Origin of the sequence: Streptomyces camelliae (genome assembly GCF_027625935.1) — a bacterium.
GTDB classification, from domain to species: Bacteria; Actinomycetota; Actinomycetes; order Streptomycetales; family Streptomycetaceae; genus Streptomyces; species Streptomyces camelliae.
This window is the reverse complement of record NZ_CP115300.1, coordinates 3,104,055-3,119,952: the sequence shown is the minus strand read 5'-3', so window position 1 is coordinate 3,119,952 and position 15,898 is coordinate 3,104,055. Positions and strand designations below refer to the sequence as shown.

12 protein-coding genes and 1 tRNA gene are annotated in these 15,898 nt (G+C 70.2%); 11 read left to right on the top strand and 2 right to left on the bottom strand.

Annotated features, from left to right (window positions below; genetic code table 11):
• Positions 1-697 precede the first annotated feature (697 nt).
• Both O1G22_RS14010 and O1G22_RS14005 read right to left on the bottom strand, forming a co-directional pair.
• Positions 698-1,936, bottom strand: a complete 1,239-nt coding sequence (locus tag O1G22_RS14010; RefSeq protein WP_270079380.1) for an IS256 family transposase — start codon at positions 1,934-1,936, stop codon at positions 698-700.
• 306 nt (positions 1,937-2,242) lie between these two features.
• Positions 2,243-2,314 (bottom strand) — tRNA-Arg (locus O1G22_RS14005).
• A 142-nt stretch (positions 2,315-2,456) separates the two neighbouring features.
• On the opposite strand from O1G22_RS14005, the gene O1G22_RS14000 reads away from it, so the two are divergent.
• From O1G22_RS14000 to prmC, 11 genes are all read left to right on the top strand, one after another.
• Positions 2,457-3,041: a response regulator gene (locus O1G22_RS14000; protein WP_270081660.1), complete on the top strand. Its 585-nt coding sequence runs from the start codon at positions 2,457-2,459 to the stop codon at positions 3,039-3,041.
• A 196-nt stretch (positions 3,042-3,237) separates the two neighbouring features.
• Positions 3,238-4,461: an ArgS-related anticodon-binding protein NrtL gene (gene nrtL / locus O1G22_RS13995; protein ID WP_270081659.1), complete on the top strand. Its 1,224-nt coding sequence runs from the start codon at positions 3,238-3,240 to the stop codon at positions 4,459-4,461.
• A gap of 53 nt (positions 4,462-4,514) precedes the next feature.
• A complete protein-coding gene (lysA, locus tag O1G22_RS13990; protein WP_270081658.1) occupies positions 4,515-5,906 on the top strand; it encodes a diaminopimelate decarboxylase in 1,392 nt (463 codons plus the stop codon).
• Positions 5,907-6,056: 150 nt separating this feature from the next.
• Positions 6,057-7,349 carry a homoserine dehydrogenase gene (locus O1G22_RS13985; RefSeq protein WP_270081657.1) on the top strand — a complete coding sequence of 431 codons (1,293 nt, stop codon included), beginning with the start codon at positions 6,057-6,059 and terminating at the stop codon, positions 7,347-7,349.
• Positions 7,350-7,355: 6 nt separating this feature from the next.
• Positions 7,356-8,414: a threonine synthase gene (gene thrC / locus O1G22_RS13980; protein WP_270081656.1), complete on the top strand. Its 1,059-nt coding sequence runs from the start codon at positions 7,356-7,358 to the stop codon at positions 8,412-8,414.
• Between the two features lie 239 nt (positions 8,415-8,653).
• Positions 8,654-9,607, top strand: a complete 954-nt coding sequence (gene thrB / locus O1G22_RS13975) for a homoserine kinase (RefSeq protein WP_270081655.1) — start codon at positions 8,654-8,656, stop codon at positions 9,605-9,607.
• Between the two features lie 409 nt (positions 9,608-10,016).
• Complete coding sequence (rho, locus tag O1G22_RS13970) at positions 10,017-12,029, top strand: transcription termination factor Rho (protein WP_270081654.1); 2,013 nt, start codon at positions 10,017-10,019, stop codon at positions 12,027-12,029.
• 242 nt (positions 12,030-12,271) lie between these two features.
• Entirely contained in the window at positions 12,272-13,402 is a 1,131-nt protein-coding gene (locus tag O1G22_RS13965; protein WP_270081653.1) for an LCP family protein, read from the top strand.
• Between the two features lie 140 nt (positions 13,403-13,542).
• Positions 13,543-13,764: a 50S ribosomal protein L31 gene (gene rpmE, locus O1G22_RS13960; RefSeq protein ID WP_030740744.1), complete on the top strand. Its 222-nt coding sequence runs from the start codon at positions 13,543-13,545 to the stop codon at positions 13,762-13,764.
• 106 nt (positions 13,765-13,870) lie between these two features.
• Entirely contained in the window at positions 13,871-14,947 is a 1,077-nt protein-coding gene (gene prfA / locus O1G22_RS13955; protein ID WP_270081652.1) for a peptide chain release factor 1, read from the top strand.
• 40 nt (positions 14,948-14,987) lie between these two features.
• Positions 14,988-15,833, top strand: coding sequence for a peptide chain release factor N(5)-glutamine methyltransferase (gene prmC, locus O1G22_RS13950; protein ID WP_270081651.1), 846 nt, complete (start codon positions 14,988-14,990; stop codon positions 15,831-15,833).
• Positions 15,834-15,898: the final 65 nt, after the last annotated feature.

Here is a 15,898-nt window from a genome sequence, read left to right as displayed (position 1 = left end):
GCTAAGGGGATTAGCTTTGTCAAGTGGCGCCCCACGGTGCCTGCTCGACTCTCAGGGCGCCGTCACCAGGGCCGGCGGGATACGGCCACGGGGCTCACCGGTGAAGCTCTTCAGTGACAATCCCGCCCAGGTGCCGGGGCGGTCGAGGCTGCACCTCGGCCACGGACATTGACCAGGCGCGTCGGCACGATGATCTGCTCAGTTAAGAGGTTCGCGCAGCAGGCGGCATGCAGGCTCGCCCGCAGACGTGACAGGCACAGGTTCTGTGATCATGGAGTTGCGACGCTCTGTGAGCACTGAATACCTGCGTCACGCACTTTGCCGTCCTGCCGTCGCAGGGGCCCCCAGTTCGACCCCGCTCGCCCGCTCGGCTGCCACCGCCGGAGGTCAGCGACCGTGAAACGCCTGGTCAGCCAAGGGCCACGTCCCCGGTCGTGCCGGTCGTGGTGTGGCCGATCATGACCCGTCGACTCCGGCCCTGGGTCCGACAGGCACGTCCCGCCATGAGGTGCCCAGCAGTTGTCGCCGGTCGCGGCGGCGTGAGCCCCAACAGGCTGTCAGGCAAAGGCGATCAGGGCCGCGACCTGGGCGTTCCACTTGCTTGATCCGCTACACCACCTGGTGGGACGCCATCGTGCGCGGGTCACGTCCGCGGGAGTGGTGTATCGACGGCCACTCGGTGATCTCTTCTTTGAGGCTATGCGGTGAGTTCCGTCGGGATGACTGTGTCGTCGGTTTCTGACTCGATCGGGTGGAGGCGGGCCTTGGCCAGCAGGTCGAGTCCCATGTAGCGGCGGGCTTCGGTCCACTCGTCGTTCTGCTCGGCCAGCACCGCGCCGACCAGGCGGATCAGGGCGGTGCGGTCGGGGAAGATGCCGACCACGTCGGTGCGGCGGCGGATCTCCTTGTTGAGCCGTTCCTGCGGATTGTTCGACCAGATCTGCCGCCAGATCTCGCGCGGGAACGCGGTGAACGCCAGCACATCGCCCTGAGCGGCGTCCAAGTGGGCTGCCGCCTTGGGGAACTTGGCCTCCAATGCGTCCAGGACGTGCCGCATCTGGGACTGGACTGCATCGATGTCGGGTTGTTCGAAGACGGTCCGCAGCAGCGTGGCCACCCACGGCTGGGCCGACTTGGGCACCTGGCTCAGCAACGCGCGGGCGTAGTGAGTACGACATCGCTGCCAGCTCGCGCCGGGCAGGGTGGCCCCGATCGCGTTGACCAGGCCCATGTGCGCGTCTGAGATGACCAGTTGGACGCCCGATAGGCCGCGGGCGATCAGGGAGCGCAGGAAGGCCAGCCAGCCGGCGCCGTCCTCGGCAGTGGCCACGTCCAGGCCGAGAATCTCACGGTGCCCATCGGCGTTGACGCCGACCGCGATCAGCGCGTGGACGTTGATGATGCGGCCGCCCTCGCGAACCTTCTGCGTGAGCGCGTCCACCCAGACGAACGCGTAGGGGCCGGCGTCCAGGGGCCGGTTGCGGAACGCGGCGACCTGTTCGTCGAGATGCTTGGCCATGGCGCTGACCTGGGACTTCGACAGCTGGGTGACGCCCAGGCTCTCGGCGAGCTTCTCCACTCGGCGGGTGGAGACGCCGAGCAGATAGGCGGTGGCGACCACGCTGATGAGGGCCTGCTCAGCCCGGCGGCGACGCTCCAGCAGCCAGTGCGGGAAGTAACTGCCCTGACGCAGCTTGGGAACGGCGAGTTCGACGGTGCCCGCGCGGGTGTCCCACTCGCGAAGGCGATACCCGTTGCGATGGTTGACTCGCTCGTCGCTGACCTGCCCGTATTCAGCATTGCAGAGGGCATCGGCCTCGGCGGACATGAGCGCGTCCGCGAACGTCTTGACCATCGCGCGCAGCAGATCGGGACTCGCCGCTGCGAGGTTGTCCTCCGCGAGGGCGTGCAGGGGCAGACTGTCGGGTGCGGTCATCGTGCTGATCTCCTTCGTGACTCGACATCTCGAAGATCAGCCGGTGGCCGTTCATCTATGCGGGCGTCACCCCGACGCGGGAGCAAACCCCCGGATCAGGTCGAACCCGTACACCACTTCCCAGGACGCAACCCCGCCGCGTGGCGTCCACACGTGGTGTGTCGGAGGTGTGGCGCGTGTATCGCAGATGGTGCGCGGCCAGCGAGAGACAACGAGATAGAGCGGGAGTCAGTGAGACTGACTCCCGCTCTATCAAGTCGGCATTCGCGCTGGTCAGAGCTTGATTCTTGCTGGCTGACTGGCGAGTGCCCCCGGCAGGATTCGAACCTGCGCACACGGCTCCGGAGGCCGTTGCTCTATCCCCTGAGCTACGGGGGCGTGTCGGCGGCTTGAGCTGTTGCTCGCGGCGACGGGTAGAACATTAGCAGGTCCGGCGGGATGATCAGGAACCTGATTTCCCGGGGTGGGGTGGGGCGGTCGTTCGGGGTGCGGTGGAACGGGTCCCCTGTACGGGGCAGAAGTGGGGAAAACCCGGACGCGGTGGCGGGGCCGGACCTACTCTCGACGTGTGCCAGGCGCCTCGGGTCGGGTGCTTGTTGTGGACGACAACAAGGTCATCCGGCAGCTGATCAGGGTCAACCTCGAACTGGAAGGGCTTGAGGTCGTGACCGCGGCCGACGGTGCCGAGTGCCTGGACATGGTGCATCAGGTGCGGCCCGACGTCGTGACGCTCGATGTCGTCATGCCCCGGCTGGACGGCCTGCGCACCGCCGCCCGGCTCCGCGCCGATCCCCGTACGCACCATCTGCCCCTCGCCATCATCAGCGCGTGCACCCAGTACGAGGTCGAGAGCGGCCTCGACGTCGGCGTGGACGCCTTCCTCGCCAAGCCTTTCGAGCCGGCCGAACTGGTCCGGCTCGTCAAGCGGCTCATCCAGCGCTCGGACGGGCACGAGGGAGAAGGGAGCGAGGGGCGTCGGAGTGGTGGCCAGGGTGGGCATGGAGATGACGGGGACGGTGGGGACGGGGAGGGAGAAGGGGACTGCGGCGGAGCCGGCGGCGGCTATGCCGATGGTGTTTCCGACCGGCTCTCCTACGGCGGCTAGCGAGCGGCTCCTGTGCGGTGGCCGAGTGCAGCTTCCCTGCGGTGGCTGAGCGCGGCTCTTGTGCGGTGGCTGAGCGCGGCTCTCCTGCGGTGGCCGAGTGCGGCTCTCCCGCGGCGGGAACTCCACGCACCCGCCGCCCGTCCCACAGTGAGAACCCCTTCGCCTACCCACCCCCTTCCTCCCCTACGCTTGTCCCGTGACCCCCGTCGAGTTGTCCCGCACCGTGCTGCATGCGGTGCGTCGTGCTGTCGATGACGGGGAGCTGCGTGTGACCGTGCCCGAGCGGGCCGTGGTGACCGAGCCGGGGCCCGGGGGGTGTGGGGACTACGCCACCACCATCGCCCTTCAGCTCGCCCGGCCGGCCGGACAGCCGCCGCGGCGGGTCGCCGAGATCCTGGTGCCCCGGCTCGCCGACGCCGACGGCATCCGTGAGGTTGTCGTCACCGGCCCCGGATTCCTCAACATCACCCTCGCCGAGCAGGCACAGGCCGACCTCGTCACCACCGTCGTCATGGAGATCCGTGCCCGCGGCGCCGCCTACGGGCACGGGGACGCCCTCGCCGGGCAGGTCGTCGAACTGCGGGTGCCGTACGAGGTCCGGGCCGAGGTCGTCGCCGACGCCGTCGTACGGCTCGTGGCCGCCCAGGGCGGGCGGGCCACCGTCGAGCACGCCGAGCCCGTCAATCTGCGGCCCGTGCCCGCCCCGGAGGACCCCGCCCCGCTCGGACCCGACGCCGCCCAGTGGGCCCTGCTCCACCCCGCCCCGCACGACCGGCCCCGGATCACCGCCGATCACCTCGTCCAGCGGGAGGGCAATCCGCTGTTCCGGGTGCGGTACGCCCACGCGCGCGTCCGCTCCGTCAGCCGCAACGCCGCTCGCCTGGGCTTCACCGCCGAGCCCGGCCCGATCGCCGCAGGTCCAGGCCCGGTCATTCCTGGTTCCCGTCCGATCGCTGCCGGTTCAGGTCGAGCCGCCTCCGGTTCCGGTCCGGTCGCTGCCGACTCCGGCCCCATCACCGCCGACTCCGGGCCCGGCACCGCCGGCCGCGGTCCGGTCGTCCCCGGTTCCGGTCCGCTCGCTGCCGGCTCCAGCTCGCTCACCCCCGTCAACAGCGCCACCCCCACAACCACCCCCACAACCGCTCCCCGCACCACCCCCGTCCCCGCCCTCCTCACCCCCCTCGCCGACCACCCCCGTATCCTCGCCGCGGCCGCCACCCACCGTGCCCCGGACCGGCTTGCCCGGCATCTCGTCACCGTCGCCGATGCCGTGCTGGCCTTTCTGCCCTCCGTGCTGCCCTGTGGCGAGGAGAAACCCTCGGCCGCCCACCGCGCCCGGCTCGCCCTCGCCGAAGCCGCCGGGACGGTGCTGGCCGGTGGCCTGTCCCTGCTCGGCATCGACGCACCCGAACACCTCTAGGGCCCACCAGCAGTGCGCCCCGGAGAGAGACAGAGAGTCTGAGAGTCACCGTCATGAGCCGTTCCGCCCACCCCGCCGGGCCCCGTCACGCCGACGTCCTGTCCGAGGGGCACTACTCCGCGCCGCCCGCCGATCTCAACGTCCTCGACCCCAAGGTCTGGGCCCAGACCGTCACGCGGGACGCCGACGGGGTCGTCACCGTCGGCGGTGTCGACGTCAACCGGCTCGCCGAGCAGTTCGGCACGCCCGCCTACATCCTCGACGAGGCCGACTTCCGGGCCCGCGCGCGTGCCTGGCGCGGTGCCTTCGGGCCCGACGCCGATGTGTTCTACGCCGGCAAGGCGTTCCTCTCCCGTGCCGTCGTCCGGTGGCTGGAGCAGGAGGGGCTGAATCTGGACGTCTGCTCCGGGGGCGAGCTGGCCACCGCTCTGTCCGCCGGGATGCCCGCCGAGCGCATCGCCTTCCACGGCAACAACAAGTCCAAGGACGAGATCCGCCGCGCCATAGAGGCCGGTGTCGGGCGGATCGTGCTCGACTCCTTCCAGGAGATCGTGCGGGTCGCCCACATCGCGCAGTCCCTCGGCAAGCGGCAGAAGGTCCAGATCCGGATCACCGTCGGCGTCGAGGCGCACACGCATGAGTTCATCGCCACCGCCCACGAGGACCAGAAGTTCGGGATCCCGCTGGCCGGGGGGCAGGCTGCTGAAGCCGTGCGGCGGGCGCTGCAGCTCGACGGGCTCGAACTGATCGGCATCCACTCCCACATCGGGTCGCAGATCTTCGACATGTCCGGCTTCGAGGTCGCCGCTCATCGCGTCGTCGGGCTGCTCAAGGACATTCGTGACGAGCACGGGGTCGAGCTGCCCGAGATCGATCTCGGGGGCGGGCTCGGCATCGCCTACACCAGCGACGACGATCCGCGTGAGCCGCACGAGATCGCCAAGTCGCTGACCGAGATCGTCACCCGGGAGTGCGACGCGGCCCGGCTGCGGACCCCCCGGATCTCCGTCGAGCCCGGGCGCGCCATCGTGGGTCCCACCGCCTTCACGCTCTACGAGGTCGGCACGGTCAAGCCGCTCGACGGACTGCGGACCTATGTGTCCGTCGACGGCGGCATGTCCGACAACATCCGGACCGCGCTGTACGACGCCGAGTACAGCGTCGCCCTCGTGTCCCGCACCTCCGACGCCGAGCCCATGCTCGCCCGCGTGGTCGGCAAGCACTGCGAGAGCGGGGACATCGTGGTCAAGGACGCGTTCCTGCCCGCCGACCTGGCGCCGGGGGATCTCATCGCCGTACCGGCCACGGGCGCGTACTGCCGGTCCATGGCCAGCAACTACAACCATGTGCTGCGGCCGCCCGTCGTCGCCGTGAAGGACGGCGACGCCCGGGTGATCGTCCGGCGTGAGACGGAGGAGGACCTCCTGCGTCTCGACGTCGGGTAGCCGTAACCCGCCGAACGGGGCTGGAAGATCTCCTGTCGCCCAGCCCCGTACAAATGAAATTCATGTCTCACGATCCGGACCAAGGGTAGAAACTCCCGTCCGGTGAGTGAGACTGGTCCAACCGTAGACGGTAAGAGGAAACGAGGTCGGATGATGCGTACGCGTCCGCTGAAGGTGGCGCTGCTGGGCTGTGGGGTTGTCGGCTCAGAGGTGGCGCGCATCATGACGACGCACGCCGACGACCTCGCCCAGAGGATCGGCGCCCCGGTGGAGCTCGCCGGGGTCGCCGTACGGCGACCGAGCAAGGTGCGCGAGGGCATTCCCGCGGACCTCGTCACCACCGACGCCACCGCCCTCGTCAAACGGGGGGACATCGATGTGGTGGTCGAGGTCATCGGGGGGATCGAGCCCGCTCGGACCCTCATCACCACCGCCTTCGAGCACGGCGCCTCCGTCGTCTCCGCCAACAAGGCGCTGCTCGCCCAGGACGGCGCCGCCCTGCACGCCGCCGCCGAGGAGCACGGCCGCGACCTGTACTACGAGGCCGCCGTCGCCGGTGCCATCCCGCTGATCCGCCCGCTGCGCGAGTCCCTCGCCGGCGACAAGGTCAACCGGGTGCTGGGGATCGTCAACGGGACGACCAACTTCATCCTCGACAAGATGGACTCCACGGGCGCCGGGTACCAGGAGGCGCTCGACGAGGCCACCGCGCTCGGGTACGCGGAGGCCGACCCGACCGCCGACGTCGAGGGGTTCGACGCCGCCGCCAAGGCCGCCATCCTCGCCGGGATCGCCTTCCACACGCGCGTGCGCCTCGACGACGTCTACCGCGAGGGCATGACCGAGGTCACCGCCGCCGACTTCCGCTCGGCGAAGGAGATGGGCTGCACCATCAAGCTGCTCGCCATCTGTGAGCGGGCGGCGGACGGCGGCTCCGTCACCGCGCGCGTGCACCCCGCCATGATTCCGCTGAGCCATCCGCTCGCCTCCGTGCGCGGCGCGTACAACGCCGTGTTCGTGGAGAGCGACGCCGCCGGCCAGCTCATGTTCTACGGCCCCGGCGCGGGCGGTTCGCCCACCGCCTCCGCCGTGCTCGGCGACCTCGTCGCCGTCTGCCGCAACCGGCTCAACGGCGCAACGGGGCCCGGTGAGTCGGCGTACGCCGCCCTGCCGGTCTCGCCCATGGGCGAGGTCGTCACGCGCTACCACATCAGCCTCGACGTCGCGGACAAACCGGGTGTGCTCGCCCAGGTCGCCACCGTCTTCGCCGAGCACGGCGTGTCGATCGACACGGTGCGCCAGCAGGGCAAGGACGGCGAGGCCTCCCTCGTCGTCGTCACCCACCGGGCGTCCGACGCCTCCCTGTCCGGGACCGTCGAGGCGCTGCGCAAGCTCGACACCGTGCGGGGTGTCGCCAGCATCATGCGGGTTGAAGGAGAGTAACCAGCAATGACCCACCAGTGGCGCGGAATCATCGAGGAGTACCGGGACCGGCTGCCGGTCTCCGACACCACGCCGGTCGTGACGCTCCGCGAGGGCGGCACGCCGCTCGTGCCCGCGCAGGTGCTCTCCGAGCGCACGGGCTGTGCGGTCCACCTGAAGGTCGAGGGGGCCAACCCCACCGGCTCCTTCAAGGACCGCGGCATGACCATGGCCATCAGCAAGGCCAAGGAGGACGGGGCCAAGGCCGTCATCTGTGCCTCCACGGGCAACACGTCCGCCTCCGCCGCCGCCTACGCGGTGCGCGCGGGCATGGTCTCGGCCGTGCTCGTGCCGCAGGGCAAGATCGCCCTCGGCAAGATGGGCCAGGCCCTCGTGCACGGCGCGAAGATCCTCCAGGTCGACGGCAACTTCGACGACTGCCTCACGCTCGCTCGCGAGCTGAGCGAGAACTACCCGGTGGCGCTGGTCAATTCGGTCAACCCGGTGCGGATCGAGGGTCAGAAGACGGCCGCCTTCGAGATCGTGGACATGCTCGGCGACGCGCCCGACATCCACGTCCTCCCGGTCGGCAACGCGGGCAACATCACGGCCTACTGGAAGGGCTACAGGGAGTACGCCGCCGACGGCATCGCCGCGAAGACCCCTCGAATGTGGGGTTTCCAGGCCTCGGGAAGTGCTCCGATCGTCCGTGGAGAGGTGGTCAAGGATCCCTCGACCATCGCCACCGCCATCCGTATCGGCAACCCGGCTTCGTGGCAGTACGCACTGGCGGCCCGCGACGAGTCCGGCGGTGTCATCGACGAGGTGACGGACCGTGAAATCCTGCGCGCCTACCGGCTGTTGGCCGCACAGGAGGGCGTCTTCGTGGAGCCCGCCTCCGCCGCCTCCGTGGCCGGTCTGCTGAAGGCCGCCGAGCAGGGCAAGGTCGACCCGGGGCAGACCATCGTCTGCACCGTCACCGGAAACGGCCTGAAGGACCCCGACTGGGCCGTCGCCGGAGCCCCGCAGCCGGTCACCGTCCCGGTCGACGCGGCCACCGCCGCCGAGCGCCTCGGCCTCGCGTAGATCCTGGTGAAACCCTGACAGGGTGCACAGGGGGCTTACGACACGCATCGTGCGCCGCCTGTGCGCCCTATGTCGCCACAGAACCTTCCTTCGATAGGCTGTACCGAACCCGCCCCTCGCATATGCCCGCGCATATGGGTGTCGTCGCGCCGTCTGCGCGGCCAGCGGGTCTCCACGCACGTATCGAATGTCATCGAATGTCTTCGACAGTCACGCAGCTCAAGGAGAGTCAACGAGCGATGGCCGGTCCAGCGTTCCGCGCCGCCGCCGTCCGGGTGCGCGTTCCCGCCACCAGCGCCAATCTCGGGCCGGGCTTCGACGCCCTCGGCCTCGCGCTGGGGCTCTACGACGACGTGGTCGTCCGGGTGGCCGACTCCGGGCTGCACATCGACATCGCGGGTGAGGGCAGCGAGACCCTCCCGCGCGACGAGAGCCACCTCCTCGTCCGCTCCCTGCGCACCGCCTTCGACCTGCTGGGCGGACAGCCCCGCGGCCTGGAGATCGTCTGCGCCAACCGCATCCCGCACGGCCGTGGGCTCGGTTCCTCCTCCGCCGCCATCTGCGCCGGCATCGTCGCCGCCCGCGCCGTGACCATAGGCGGCGAGGCCAGGCTCGACGACGCCGCCCTCCTGGAGCTGGCCACCGAGATCGAGGGCCACCCGGACAACGTGGCCGCCTGTCTGCTCGGCGGTTTCACCCTGTCCTGGATGGAGGCCGGCGCCGCCCGGGCGATCAGGATGGAGCCGAACGATTCCATCGTTCCGGTGGTTTTCGTGCCCGGAAAGCCGGTCCTGACCGAGACCGCGCGCGGCCTGCTCCCGCGCACCGTGCCGCACGTGGACGCCGCCGCCAACGCGGGCCGCGCCGCCCTGCTCGTCGAGGCCCTCACCCGGCGCCCCGAGCTGCTGCTGCCGGCCACCGAGGACCGCCTCCACCAGGAGTACCGCGCCCCGGCCATGCCGGAGAGCGCCGCGCTGGTGGAGCGGCTGCGCGCCGACGGCATCCCGGCCGTCATCTCGGGCGCCGGGCCCACCGTCATGGCCCTCGCCGACGCCGGCACCGCCGACAAGGTGCAGGCCCTGGCGGGCACCGACTGGGCCGCCAACCGGCTGAGCCTGGACGTGCAGGGCGCGAGCGTGCTGCCGCTCGCGACCTCCGGTGCCGACTCCGGCATCGGCTCCGGCGCCGACTGACCGCACACGGTTGCCGGATTTGGAGAGGGGGAATGTTTGTTGGATCCGGTAGTGTTAACCTCAAGTCTGCACCCGACCCCACCATGGCGAGGTGCCTCGTGTCCCCGTCCGGGACAGACATTCTTCCGGGAGCCTCCCACGCCACTCCGTGTTCCTTGCGCCGTACCTGGGCAGTACGTCGTATGCGGGCACTGAGCGGGCCGCCGGGCACGCTTCGGAATCGGTGCTACCACGCCACGTGACACTGGGTGCCACGGCTCGCGGAAGCGCCAGTCACCAGCAAATTCTCTTCCGCCGCTTTGGCGGACCACCGCCCCGGCGCGGTTCACAGAAGACAGGACCGTAGCCGGACAGCACAACCGGTCGCCGAGCCAGACAGGCCGACGTCCGCTCCAGGGAAGGACCCTTCGTGAGCGACACCACCGATCTGATGGGCGCACGTGTCGAGGAGACCGCTGCCGCGCCCGCCACGGACGCCTCCGCGCCTGCCACCGGTGCCGGCTCCCGGCGGCGCCGCGGTACCGGCCTTGAGGGCATGGTGCTGGCCGAGCTGCAGCAGGTCGCCTCGGGCCTCGGCATCAGGGGCACCGCGCGGATGCGCAAGAGCCAGCTGATCGAGGTCATCAAGGAGGCGCAGGCCGCCGGGGGCGCCGCCCCCAAGGCCGAGGCCGCCACCGAGACCAAGCCCAAGCGCCGCGCCACCTCCAAGGCCCGTACGGGTGAGGCCGCCGACGGCGAGAAGAAGGCCGAGGCTCCGGCCGAGAAGGCCGTGGCCCAGCAGCAGATCGAGATCCCCGGCCAGCCGTCCCCCAAGGTCTCGACTTCGCTCGACCAGGGCGGTGCCCCCACCGACGACGCCCCCACCGAGCGCCGTCGCCGCCGTGCCACCGCCGAGGCCGGCAGCCCCGCCGCGAGCAGCGCCGAGACGGTCGCCGCCGAGGCGAAGGCCGAGGCCAGGACCGAGGCCCCGGCCCAGCAGCCGCAGGGCGACGCCGGTGACGGCGAGGGCCGTGGCCGCCGTGACCGCCGCGAGCGCGGCCGCGACCGTGACCGGCGCGGCAAGGGCGACGAGCAGCAGGGCCAGGGCGGCCGTCAGGACCGCCAGCAGCAGGGCGGCCAGCAGCAGGGCGGCGGCCGTCAGGACCGCCAGCGGGACAACGCTCCGCAGGACGACGACGACTTCGAGGGCGGTCGCCGGGGCCGTCGCGGGCGCTACCGCGACCGCCGTGGCCGCCGCGGCCGCGACGAGTTCGGTGCGAACGAGCCGCAGCTCGCCGAGGACGACGTCCTGATCCCCGTCGCGGGCATCCTGGACATCCTCGACAACTACGCCTTCATCCGGACCTCCGGCTACCTGCCGGGTCCGAACGACGTGTACGTCTCCCTCGCCCAGGTCCGCAAGAACGGTCTGCGCAAGGGTGACCACGTCACCGGTGCGGTCCGCCAGCCGAAGGAGGGCGAGCGCCGCGAGAAGTTCAACGCGCTGGTCCGCCTCGACTCCGTCAACGGCATGGCGCCCGAACACGGCCGTGGCCGCCCGGAGTTCAACAAGCTGACCCCGCTCTACCCGCAGGACCGCCTCCGCCTGGAGACGGACCCGGGCGTGCTCACCACCCGCATCATCGACCTCGTCTCGCCCATCGGTAAGGGCCAGCGCGGTCTGATCGTGGCCCCGCCGAAGACCGGCAAGACCATGATCATGCAGGCGATCGCCAACGCGATCACGCACAACAACCCCGAGTGCCACCTGATGGTCGTCCTCGTCGACGAGCGTCCGGAAGAGGTCACCGACATGCAGCGGTCGGTCAAGGGCGAGGTCATCTCCTCGACCTTCGACCGTCCGGCCGAGGACCACACCACGGTCGCCGAGCTGGCCATCGAGCGCGCCAAGCGCCTCGTGGAGCTGGGTCACGACGTGGTCGTCCTGCTGGACTCCATCACGCGTCTGGGCCGCGCCTACAACCTGGCGGCGCCGGCCTCCGGCCGCATCCTGTCCGGTGGTGTCGACTCGACGGCCCTGTACCCGCCGAAGCGCTTCTTCGGTGCGGCCCGCAACATCGAGGACGGCGGCTCGCTGACCATCCTCGCCACCGCCCTGGTGGACACCGGGTCCCGCATGGACGAGGTGATCTTCGAGGAGTTCAAGGGCACCGGCAACATGGAGCTCAAGCTCGACCGGAAGCTCGCCGACAAGCGCATCTTCCCGGCGGTGGACGTCGACGCGTCCGGTACGCGTAAGGAAGAGATCCTGCTCGGCGCCGAGGAGCTGGGCATCGTCTGGAAGCTGCGCCGGGTGCTGCACGCGCTGGACCAGCAGCAGGCGATCGAGCTGCTCCTCGACAAGATGAAGCAGACCAAGTCGAACGTCGAGTTCCTGATGCAGATCCAGAAGACGACGCCCGCTCCGGGCAACGGGGACTAATACCCGCGGCTGGTGCAAGAGCGTCGGAAAGGTCACAACCGAGATCTCTGACACAAGGGTCTCGGTTGTGGCCCACCAGGAACGACTACACAGAGTGCCCATCGCCGTACGCGATGGGCACTTTGCGTTGTGCAACTCTTTCCCGAGTTTCTCCGTCCGACCGTACGGGGCGACGATGGAGCGGTGACGACCGCCCGACCCTGAAAGCAGGGGGTAACCGACCGACGAGACCTAGGAGCGATGTGTCCGCCGAGAGCACCCCGGAGCCCGTCATACCCGAGCCGGCGGGATCAGCCCCCCGCCGAGGCCGGGGGCGCCGCCGCAAGGCCCCCGGCAGGGGCCGCAAGGCGCTGCGTGTCGCGGCCTGGACCGCGGCGGGCGTGGTCGTCCTGGGCGGCACCGGCGCGGGGTACGTGTACTTCAAGCTCAACGGCAACATCCACAGCCTCGACATCAACCAGGCCCTCGGCGCCGACCGGCCCACGAAGATCGACAACGGCTCCCAGAACATCCTGGTCCTCGGCTCGGACAGCCGCTCCGGCTCCAACAAGAAGCTCGGCGGCGGCACCGACGACGGCAGTGCCCGCTCGGACACGGCGATGATCGTCCACGTCTACGAGGGCCACAAGAGGGCCAGTGTGGTCTCCGTCCCCCGGGACACCCTGGTCGACCGCCCCGCGTGCACGGACACGAGCGGTACGACGCACCCGGCGGCCACCGGCGTGATGTTCAACGAGGCCTACTCCACCGGCGGCGCGGCCTGTGCCGTGAAGACCGTCGAGTCCCTCACCGGCATCCGCATGGACCACTATCTGGAGGTCGACTTCCAGGGCTTCCAGAAGCTCATCGACGACCTCGGCGGCGTCCCGGTCACCACGAACAGGAACATCGACGACCCGCAGAGCCACCTGACCCTCCGGGCCGGCACCCACACCCTCGACGGCGAGCAGGCCCTCGGTCTGGTCCGCACCCGGCACGGCGTCGGCGACGGCTCCGACCTGGGCCGCATCCAGCTCCAGCAGGCCTTCGTCAAGGCCCTGATCAACCAGGTCGAGCACGTCGGCGTGTTCAGCAACCCCAAGAAGCTGTACGACCTGGCCGACACCGCCACCAAGGCCGTCACCACCGACTCCGACCTGGGCTCGGTCAACGCCCTCGCCGACTTCGCGGACGGCCTCAAGGGCATCGGCGCCAAGAACATGACCATGATCACCATGCCGGTCCAGTACGACCCGGCCGATCCCAACCGAGTGATCATGGAACCCGCCAAGGCCCACCTGGTGTGGAACGCCCTCAAGAACGACCAGCAGATCCCGAAGTCGGCCACGACGGGTACGGCCGCGGGCGAGGCCAAGGGCGTCGTGACCAGCTGAGGCCCCTCGGGGAATAGACGACAGCGGCCCCCGGTTTTGGGGGATGGCCCCAGTCCTGGCAGACTGGTACGTCGGCTCCGGTTCACGCTCCCGCACCCCGCGGCGGCGACCCGGCGCCCTCCCGAAACCTAGGAGACACCTTGAAGCGCGACATCCACCCCGCGTACGTCGAGACGCAGGTCAGCTGCACCTGCGGCGCGTCGTTCACCACCCGTAGCACCATCGAGTCCGGCACCATCCGGGCCGAGGTCTGCTCCGAGTGCCACCCGTTCTACACGGGCAAGCAGAAGATCCTCGACACCGGTGGCCGTGTGGCCCGCTTCGAGGCCCGCTTCGGCAAGGCTGCCGGCTCCAAGAAGTAGCGAGCCCCATTTCGCCGGTCCACGGCCACACCCCGACCGGGGTGTGCCCGGGACCGGCGTTTTTGGTCGCCCGCCCTTCCCTTCACCGCAGTACAGGAGCCGAAAGATGTTCGAGGCCGTCGAGGAGCTCGTCACCGAGCACGCCGATCTGGAGACGAAGCTCGCCGACCCGTCGGTCCACGCCGACCAGGCGAACGCGCGCAAGCTGAACAAGCGCTACGCCGAGCTGACCCCGATCGTCACCACGTACCGCTCCTGGAAGCAGTCGGGCGACGACATCGAGACCGCGCGCGAGCTGGCCGCCGACGACCCCGACTTCGCCGCCGAGGTCAAGGACCTGGAGAGGCAGCGCGAGGAGCTGACCGAGAAGCTCCGCCTGCTGCTCGTCCCGCGTGACCCGAGTGACGACAAGGACGTCATTCTGGAGATCAAGGCCGGTGCCGGCGGTGACGAGTCGGCGCTGTTCGCCGGCGACCTGCTGCGCATGTACCTGCGCTACGCCGAGCGCGTCGGCTGGAAGACCGAGATCATCGACGCCACCGAGTCCGAGCTGGGCGGCTACAAGGACGTCCAGGTCGCCGTGAAGACCAAGGGCGGCCAGGGTGCCACCGAGCCCGGCCAGGGTGTGTGGGCCCGGCTGAAGTACGAGGGCGGTGTGCACCGCGTGCAGCGCGTGCCGGCGACCGAGTCGCAGGGCCGTATCCACACCTCCGCCGCCGGTGTCCTCGTCACGCCCGAGGCCGAGGAGGTGGACGTGGAGATCAACCCGAACGACCTCCGCATCGACGTCTACCGCTCCTCCGGTCCCGGTGGCCAGTCCGTCAACACCACCGACTCCGCCGTGCGCATCACGCACCTGCCGACCGGGGTCGTGGCCTCCTGCCAGAACGAGAAGAGCCAGCTGCAGAACAAGGAGCAGGCGCTGCGTATCCTGCGCTCCAGGCTGCTCGCCATGGCGCAGGAGGAGGCCGAGCGCGAGGCCGCCGACGCCCGCCGCAGCCAGGTCCGCACCGTCGACCGCTCCGAGAAGATCCGCACCTACAACTTCCCGGAGAACCGCATCTCGGACCACCGCGTCGGCTTCAAGGCGTACAACCTGGACCAGGTCCTGGACGGCGACCTCGACGCGGTGATCCAGGCCTGCGTCGACGCCGACTCGGCGGCGAAGCTGGCAGCTGCATAAAGGCACCCAGGCACCACCCAGTACGACACGGAGGACTCGCGTGAACCTGCTGCTCGCGGAGGTGGCCCAGGCCACCCAGCGGCTGGCCGACGCCGGCGTGCCCTCGCCGCGCAACGACGCGGAGGAGCTGGCCGCGTTCGTGCACGGGGTGAAGCGCGGCCAGCTGCACTCCGTGAAGGACGCCGACTTCGACGCCCGGTACTGGGAGGTCATCGCCCGGCGCGAGCAGCGCGAGCCGCTGCAGCACATCACCGGGCGGGCCTACTTCCGGTATCTGGAACTCCAGGTCGGCCCCGGGGTGTTCGTGCCGCGTCCGGAGACCGAGTCCGTGGTCGGGTGGGCCATAGACGCCGTGCGCGCCATGGACGTCGTCGAGCCGTGCATCGTCGACCTGTGCACCGGCTCCGGCGCCATCGCGCTCGCCCTCGCCCAGGAGGTGCCGCGCTCCCGGGTGCACGCCGTGGAGCTGTCCGAGGACGCCCTGGTGTGGACCCGCAAGAACGTGGCGGGGTCGAGGGTGGACCTGCGGCAGGGGAACGCCCTGGACGCCTTCCCCGACCTCGACGGCCAGGTCGACCTGGTGATCTCCAACCCGCCGTACATCCCGCTCACGGAGTGGGAGTACGTCGCCCCCGAGGCCCGTGACTACGACCCGGAGCTGGCCCTGTTCTCCGGTGAGGACGGCCTCGACCTGATCCGTGGCATCGAGCGCACCGCACACCGGCTGCTCCGCCCGGGCGGGGTCGTCGTGATCGAGCACGCCGACACCCAGGGCGGCCAGGTGCCGTGGATCTTCACCGAGGAGCGGGGCTGGGCCGACGCGGCCGACCACCCCGACCTCAACAACCGCCCCCGGTTCGCGACCGCCCGCAAGGCGTTGCCGTGACCACCCCGACGGCAGTGATTTCTGAAGTCCCGCATTTCGTGTACTTCGTGTACGAGGAGGCCCGC